Annotated in this window: 8 protein-coding genes; 3 read left to right on the forward strand and 5 right to left on the reverse strand. The window is 69.0% G+C overall.

Annotated elements, in window-relative coordinates; translation table 11 throughout:
* A partial coding sequence (locus tag ACRDSQ_RS33345; RefSeq protein WP_431426711.1) for an ABC transporter ATP-binding protein occupies positions 1–992 on the forward strand: 992 nt, incomplete at its 5' end.
* Positions 993–1,096: 104 nt separating this feature from the next.
* Entirely contained in the window at positions 1,097–1,672 is a 576-nt protein-coding gene (locus ACRDSQ_RS33350) for a dihydrofolate reductase family protein (RefSeq protein WP_431426712.1), read from the forward strand.
* Between the two features lie 48 nt (positions 1,673–1,720).
* Here the strand turns inward: ACRDSQ_RS33350 and ACRDSQ_RS33355 are convergent, their stop codons facing one another.
* Genes ACRDSQ_RS33355 through ACRDSQ_RS33370 form a run of 4 tightly spaced genes read right to left on the reverse strand, consistent with a single transcriptional unit; the run spans position 1,721 to position 3,872 of the window.
* A complete protein-coding gene (locus tag ACRDSQ_RS33355) occupies positions 1,721–2,134 on the reverse strand; it encodes a VOC family protein (RefSeq protein WP_431426713.1) in 414 nt (137 codons plus the stop codon).
* 2 nt (positions 2,135–2,136) lie between these two features.
* On the reverse strand, positions 2,137–2,475 hold the full coding sequence (locus ACRDSQ_RS33360; RefSeq protein WP_431426714.1) for an SRPBCC domain-containing protein: 339 nt from the start codon (positions 2,473–2,475) through the stop codon (positions 2,137–2,139).
* Position 2,476: 1 nt separating this feature from the next.
* Entirely contained in the window at positions 2,477–3,064 is a 588-nt protein-coding gene (locus tag ACRDSQ_RS33365) for a DUF2537 domain-containing protein (RefSeq protein WP_431426716.1), read from the reverse strand.
* A complete protein-coding gene (locus ACRDSQ_RS33370) occupies positions 3,042–3,872 on the reverse strand; it encodes a TrmH family RNA methyltransferase (RefSeq protein ID WP_431426717.1) in 831 nt (276 codons plus the stop codon). The genes ACRDSQ_RS33365 and ACRDSQ_RS33370 overlap by 23 nt, the downstream gene beginning before the upstream one ends.
* A gap of 177 nt (positions 3,873–4,049) precedes the next feature.
* On the opposite strand from ACRDSQ_RS33370, the gene ACRDSQ_RS33375 reads away from it, so the two are divergent.
* Positions 4,050–5,546, forward strand: a complete 1,497-nt coding sequence (locus ACRDSQ_RS33375) for a glutamate--cysteine ligase (RefSeq protein ID WP_431426719.1) — start codon at positions 4,050–4,052, stop codon at positions 5,544–5,546.
* 130 nt (positions 5,547–5,676) lie between these two features.
* Here the strand turns inward: ACRDSQ_RS33375 and ACRDSQ_RS33380 are convergent, their stop codons facing one another.
* Entirely contained in the window at positions 5,677–6,945 is a 1,269-nt protein-coding gene (locus ACRDSQ_RS33380; protein ID WP_431426721.1) for an MFS transporter, read from the reverse strand.
* Positions 6,946–7,139 lie beyond the last annotated feature (194 nt).

Raw genomic sequence — 7,139 nt, forward strand, 5'->3', positions numbered from 1 at the left:
TGGGCAACCTGTCACTGGCCGTGGTCCTGGCGATCGGCGCGTGCCGGGTCGCGAACGGCGGGCTGGAACTGGGTGTCCTCACCGCGTTCACCCTTTACCTGCGCCGGTTCTACGACCCGCTGGACGACCTGGCCATGGTCGCCAACTCCTACACCTCGGCGACCGCGGCGCTGGAGAAGATCTCCGGTCTGCTGGAGGAGGAGCCCGACGTCCTCGACCCGAAGGACGCGGTCACCCCGCCGCCGCACGCGGGCGGGCGGTCGGTGCGGTTCGCCCAGGTGGAGTTCCGCTACTCCGCCACGGGTCCGGTGGTCCTGCCGAAGTTCGACCTGACCATCCCGGCAGGTCAGACGGTGGCCTTGGTGGGCGCGACCGGCGCGGGCAAGTCGACGGTGGCCAAGCTGGTCGCCCGCTTCTACGACCCGTCTTCCGGGGCGGTCCTGCTCGACGGCGTCGACCTGCGGTCGGTGTCCGATGTGGACCTCCGCCGGTCGGTGGTGATGGTGACGCAGGAGAACTTCCTGTTCGCGGGCTCGGTCGCGGACAACATCGCCCTCGGCCGCCCGGACGCCTCCCGCCCGGAGATCGAAGCGGCGGCCCAGGCGGTCGGCGCCCACGCGTTCATCGAGGCGCTGCCCGAGGGCTACGACACCGATGTCCGCAAGCGAGGGGGCAGGCTGTCGGCCGGCCAACGCCAGATGGTCGCCTTCTCGCGCGCGTTCCTCGCGGACCCGGCGGTCCTGGTGCTGGATGAGGCGACGTCGAGCTTGGACGTGCCGACGGAGCGGGCGGTGCAGACGGCGTTGGAGTCGGTGCTCAAGGACCGGACGGCGTTGATCATCGCCCACCGCCTGTCGACGGTCCTGATCGCCGACCGCGTGCTGGTGGTGGCCGATGGACGGATCGTGGAGGACGGCTCCCCGGCTGACTTGATCGCGAACACCGGTCACTTCGCCGACCTCCACAATGCATGGCAGGATTCTCTGGCCTGACCAAGCACGTCGGTGCGCCGAAACTTTTCGCAAAAGGTGTCGATTCGGCACCCTGCCGTTCGTCGCACTGATGACAGCACGGAAGAACAACCAAGGAGCAACCAATGCGCACCCTGATCACCACCGCGTTCGTCTCACTCGATGGTGTCGTCGAGGCGCCCGGCGGGGAACCGGGTTACCGCAACACGGGCTGGACCTTCAACGGCATCGAGTTCGACGAGGCGGCCTACGAACTCAAGGGCCGTGAGCAGGGCGAGGCGTCGGCCATGATGATGGGCCGGGTCAGCTACGAGTCGTTCTCGCCGGTGTGGCCGACGATGACCGAGGACTTCGCGGACTACAACGTGATGCCGAAGTACGTCGTGTCGACCACTTTGCAGGAGAACGACCTGGTGTCCAACTGGGGCGACATCACCATCCTCCGTTCGCTCGACGACGTCGCCGCGCTCAAGGAGACCGAGGGCGGAGCGATCATCGTCCACGGCAGCGCCGCTCTGAACCGCTCCCTGGCCGACGCGAACCTGATCGACCGCTACAACCTGCTGGTCTTCCCGGTCCTGCTCGGCGCGGGCAAGCGGCTGTTCAGCGACGCCGACAAGGACAAGCAGAACCTCAAGCTCGTCGAGAGCGAGTCCTACTCGAACGGAATCCAGAAGATGGTCTTCGACGTCGCGCACTGACCCGCCCACACCGGGGTCGGCCCATGCCGACCCCGGGCAGGCGTTCCCTCAGGGGCGCGCGGTGATCTGCTGGACCGCCCAGCCGTTTTCGTCCGGGTCGCTGAAGAAGCAGAAGCCCGCGTTGTTCAGCTCGTCTCCGTCGACGGCAGGCTCGAAGCCGTTCGGGCCCGCCACCCGGATCTCGCTGACCTCCACCCCACGCTCGGTCAGCTGCTTGTGCGCGGCCCGCAAGTCGTTCACGACGAGCTGCAAGCCTTGCAGGGAACCAGGTTCCATCACGCCGACGCCCTTGCCGATGACGATCGAGCAGCCCGACCCGGGCGGGGTCAGCTGAATGACGTGCATCTCGTCGCTGATGAAGGTGTCGTGGTCGACGTTGAAGCCGAGGGTCTCGGAGTAGAACTCCTTGGCGCGGGCCACATCCGTGACCGGCACGACGACGACTTCGAGGGTCCAGTTCATGGTCAGCCTGCTTTCGACATTGAGGCCGGCACGTCGTCGAGACGTGCGTAGCTCTGGTTGATTCCGGATTCCATCGGGGACGCCGCGACCAGGTCCCGGATCTCCAACATCATCATGCCGCCCGGGCCCTGGGAGACGATCCGCCAGTCGCCGCCGACGCGGAGGTCGACCGCGCACTCGATCAGGTTCCAGCCCTGGGCGCCGTGCCAGCGCTTGAGCAGCTCGGGCTTGGTCAAGGCGTCGAAGACGCGAAGGTCGCGTCCAGCTGGTCGACAGCCATTCCATAACCTCTCGGTTGTATAACCGATTGGATTTACACGCCGAGGGCGCGCGCACGTCAAGTCAGCCGAAGAAGATGAACGGCAGCCCGATCCAGCCGACGGCGATCCCCGCCGCCGTGCCGACCGCCAGCCAGCGCAGGACCGGGGTGCGCCGGGCCAGCCAGATCGAGGGCAGCAGGCCGGCGGTGACCACGATGTTCGAGCCGACACCCAGCAGCGGACTGGTCTCGGCCAGGGTGGCGGCGAGTCCGTTGATCGCGACGGCGACGAAGACGAAGGCGAAGAACGCGACCGTCAGCCCGGTCAGCCAAGGCGTCGGCTCGGGGGGACGCTGCCGATGCGCGCTCGGGCGCTCGGCGGGCTGGACCACGGACACGTCGCCGGTCAGCGGGTCGACGTAGCTGATCGGGTGTCCCATGGCGTTGGCGACGCGTCCCGCGAGCTGCCTGCCCCGGCGTGACACGACGAACCCGGCCTGACCCGGTTCCCCCGCCTCACTGCGGTGCACGGCCCCGACGACCCGCGCCCACTCGTGCAGCGACGCCGCGAGGTCGGCGCCCAAGGCGAGACTGTCCGGGTCGACCTCGCGTTCGGCCGTGCCGTCGTGACCGACCAGCACCGCCCGCTCATCCCTGGCGTGCAGCTCCACCGTCGTCCCCTCCACCAAGCGCGTAGAAGGCGACCGCCCCCGCGGTCGCCACATTCAGCGAGTCGACCCCGCCCGCCATCGGGATGCGCACCGCCTGCTCCGCCGCGGCGATGGCCTCCTCGGTCAGGCCGGGCCCTTCGGACCCCAAGAGCACCGCCACCCGTTCGCCGGGTCGGACGGCCTCGGACAGCGGTACCGCTCCGGCCCCCGGGGTGAGTGCCAACACCCGGAAGCCGCTGTCGCGCAACCATTTGAGCCCGTCGGGCCAGGGTTCGAGCGGGGCGAACGGCACCGCCAGCACATGCCCCATCGAGACCCGGACACTGCGCCGGTAGAGGGGGTCGCCGCAGCCCGGACCGAGCAGCACGCCGTCCACGCCGAGTGCCGCCGCGTTGCGGAAGATCGAACCCAGGTTCTCGTGGTCGCCGACCCCTTCGAGGACGGCCAGAACCCGAGCCTTGGCGGCCAGTTCGACGACATCGGGCGGGGCCGCGCGGTCCGCCGCGGCGAGCACGCCGCGGTTGAGGTGGAAGCCGACGGTCTCGGCCATGACCTCAGCCGTTGCCACATACGCCGGCACGTCGAGGCCGTCGAGTTCCGGGCCCAGCGCCTCGATTCGGCGCCGCACCCCGAGCAGTCCCCGGACGGGGTACCGGGAGGCCAGTAACCGCCGCACCACGACGACGCCTTCGGCGATCACCAGACCGCGCCCGCCGGGCCGGTCCGGGCGCCGGTCGGCGGACGACAAGTCCCGGAAGTCGTCCAGCCTGGGATCCGACGGATCGGTCACCTCGATCACCTGCGCCACACCGCGCAGTTTCGCATGGTCGGGCCCGAACCGGGGGCCAACCGCCACTGCTTGCTCAGCGTGACATCGACATAACTCACGGCACCAATTTGGCCGCTAGCACCGACCACAACCCTGTGAAAACGTTGGCTTCCCGCACGGATGCCGGACGAATTCCGGCCGGACGGGGAGGGCGGCATGGGGCAGGACATCACGACCGATGCGTTCAGCCAGGAAGACCGGCAGCGATACCGCCAGAAGGTGCAGCGGTGTCTCGACGCGTTGGAGCGGATGCTCAACGAAGGCGGCTTCGCGGAGTCCCCGCCGTGGATGGGCTTGGAGATCGAACTGAGCCTGGTCGACAGTTCGCTGCGGCCCGCCATGCTCAACACCACGGTGCTGGAGAAGATCGACGACCCCAGTTACACGACCGAACTCGGCCAGCACAACCTCGAGCTCAACGTTCGGCCCAGGCCGTTGCGCGGGGACCAGTCGCCGGATCTGGAGACCGAGTTGCGCGCGACGCTCGCCGACGCGGGCGAGAAAGCGCAGGACGCGGGTGCCACGCTCGTCATGATCGGCACCCTGCCGACGCTGCGCGGCGAGCACTTCCAGTCGAAGTGGCTCTCGCAGAGCCCGCGCTACCGCAAGCTCAACGACCAGATCTTCGCCGCGCGCGGTGAGGAGATGCTGCTGAACATGGAGGGCACCGCGCTGCCCGGCCAGCGCGTGGAACGCCTGCGCAGCCTGCAGGATTCGATCCTCGCGGAGTCGGCGTGCACGTCGGCGCAGTTGCACCTGCAGGTGCCGCCGGACAAGTTCGCGCCGAACTGGAACGCCGCGCAGTGCCTTGCGGGCGTTCAGGTCGCGCTCGCCGCCAACTCGCCTTTCCTGCTGCGCAAGGCGTTGTGGCACGAGACCCGGATTCCGCTGTTCCAGCAGGCCACCGACACCCGGCCGCAGGAACTGAAGAACCAGGGTGTGCGGCCGCGGGTGTGGTTCGGCGAGCGGTGGATCACCTCGATCTTCGACCTGTTCGAGGAGAACGTGCGGTACTTCCCGCCGCTGCTGCCGCTGCTCGACGACGAGGACCCGAAGGAGGCGCTGGACTCAGGTCGGGCGCCCAGGCTCGCCGAATTGCGGCTGCACAACGGGACCATCTGGCGCTGGAACCGGCCGGTGTACGACGTGATGGACGGCGTCCCCCACCTGCGCGTGGAGAACCGGGTGCTGCCATCGGGTCCCACCGTCATCGACCTGATGGCCAACGCGGCCTTCTTCTATGGCGCCCAGCGCGCGCTGACGAACGAAGAGCGTCCTGTGTGGACACAGATGTCGTTCCAGGCGGCCGAGGAGAACCTCTACTCCGGCGCCCGGCACGCGTTCGACGCGCAGCTCTACTGGCCGGGCATGGGCTGGATCCCGCCGGACGAACTGGTGCTGCGCAAGCTGCTGCCGATGGCGCACGACGGGCTGGCCGACTGCGGCGTGCCGGACTTCTGGCGTGAGCGCTACCTCGGCGTGATCGAGCAGCGCTGCCTCGCCAGACGCACCGGGTCGACCTGGCAGCGCGCCGTGGTCGCCCGGCTCGAATCCCGCGGGCTGGACCGCGACGCCGCCCTCACCGGGATGCTCCGCCGGTACATCGAACTGAGCGGCGAGGGCGAGCCGGTCCACACCTGGCCCGAGCACTGATCCACCACTCGGATCTGTCGATCCCCCGAAACGGCGAGACCCCGCTCCGGACGCACGGAGCGGGGTCTCACTGTTCCCGAACTGACTGCCACCCCCACCACGAGGCGACGAAACTTAGGTTAGCCTAACTTTACTTCCTCCGCAACACCCGTTGTCGACGCCATCTCGGAGCGGGCAGCTTGACCCCGCCGCGGCGCACCAGAAACACCCCGCACGCCACCGCGGTCAGCGCCGCGATCGACCCGCCGATGTAGAGCGGCGACCGCGCACCCCACTGCTGGGCCATCCACCCGACCATGGGCGCCCCCACGGGATTGCCGCCCAGGAAGACCAGCATGTACAGGCCCATCACCCGGCCGCGCATCTCCGGCGCGACGGCCAGCTGCACGGTGGCGTTCGCGGTGGTCATGAAGGTCATCAGCGCCACCCCGACCGGGACCAGGGCGATCGCGAAGGCGGTGTAGGACTGCATCAGGCCGACCACCACCTCCAGCACGCCGAACGCGAACGCCGCGCCGAGCAGCAGCCGGGTCCGCGGCCTGCCGTTCGAGCTGCGCCGGGCCGCGAGGAGCGCTCCGGCCAGGGTGCCCACGGCCAGGGCGGTCGACAGCACGCCGTACCCGGCGGCGTCCTTGCCGAAAACGTTTGCGGCGACCACCGCGAGGGTCACGAAGAAGGTCATCCCGAAGGTGCTGACGAAGAAGACCAGCACCATCACGGTCATGATGTCCGGGCGTTTGCGCACGTAGCGCAGGCCCGCCATCAGCTGTCCGGGCCGGCGCGGGATCTTCGGTGTGCGGTGCAGCTCGGCCGCCCGCATGCGGAAGAGGCTGCCGACGACGGCCAGCGTCAGCACGGCGTTGGCGAGGAACAGCCAGCCGGTGCCGATCAGCACGATCATCAGGCCGGCGATCGCGGGACCGACCACCCGGGCGAGGTTGAACCCGGTCGAGTTGAGCGCGATGGCGTTGGTGACCTGCGATCGGCCGACGATCTCGGCGACGAACGACTGCCGGACCGGCACCTCGATCGCGAAGAACACCCCGACCACGAAGCACAGGATGTAGACGTGCCAGACCTCGACCAGGCCGGTCACGTCCAGGACGCCGAGCACGAGCGCGCACGCGGCGACACCGAGCTGCACGCCGATCAGCAGCTTGCGCTTGTCCAGCCGGTCGGCCAGGACCCCGGCCCAGAGGGACAGCAGGATCGTGGGCGCGAACTGCAGCGCGGCGGCGATGCCGAGGGCGACCGGGTTGTGGCCGCTGAGCACCAGGACCAGCCAGTCCTGGGCGATGCGCTGCATCCAGGTGCCGAGGTTCGACGCGAGGTTCCCGGCGGCGAAGAGCCGGTAGTTGCGGATCCGCAGGGAGGAGAACGTGCCCGCGGGAGGCGACACGGGCGGGGGCGAAGCGGGTGGGGGTGAGGTGCGTTCGGACTGCTGCTCTCGGGTACCACCCGCGTATGCCCGCACTGGTTCGCGTTACCGCCATCCCGTAGATGTCCCGGCCGCGGCGCGCATGATTCAGGTGGTCAGCACACGTCCGACCGGGGCTGACTCGATGATGCTTAGCATACCTTACTAATGTGGTC

The sequence above is a fragment of the Actinokineospora sp. genome (assembly GCF_050699995.1).
Lineage (GTDB): Bacteria > Actinomycetota > Actinomycetes > Mycobacteriales > Pseudonocardiaceae > Actinokineospora.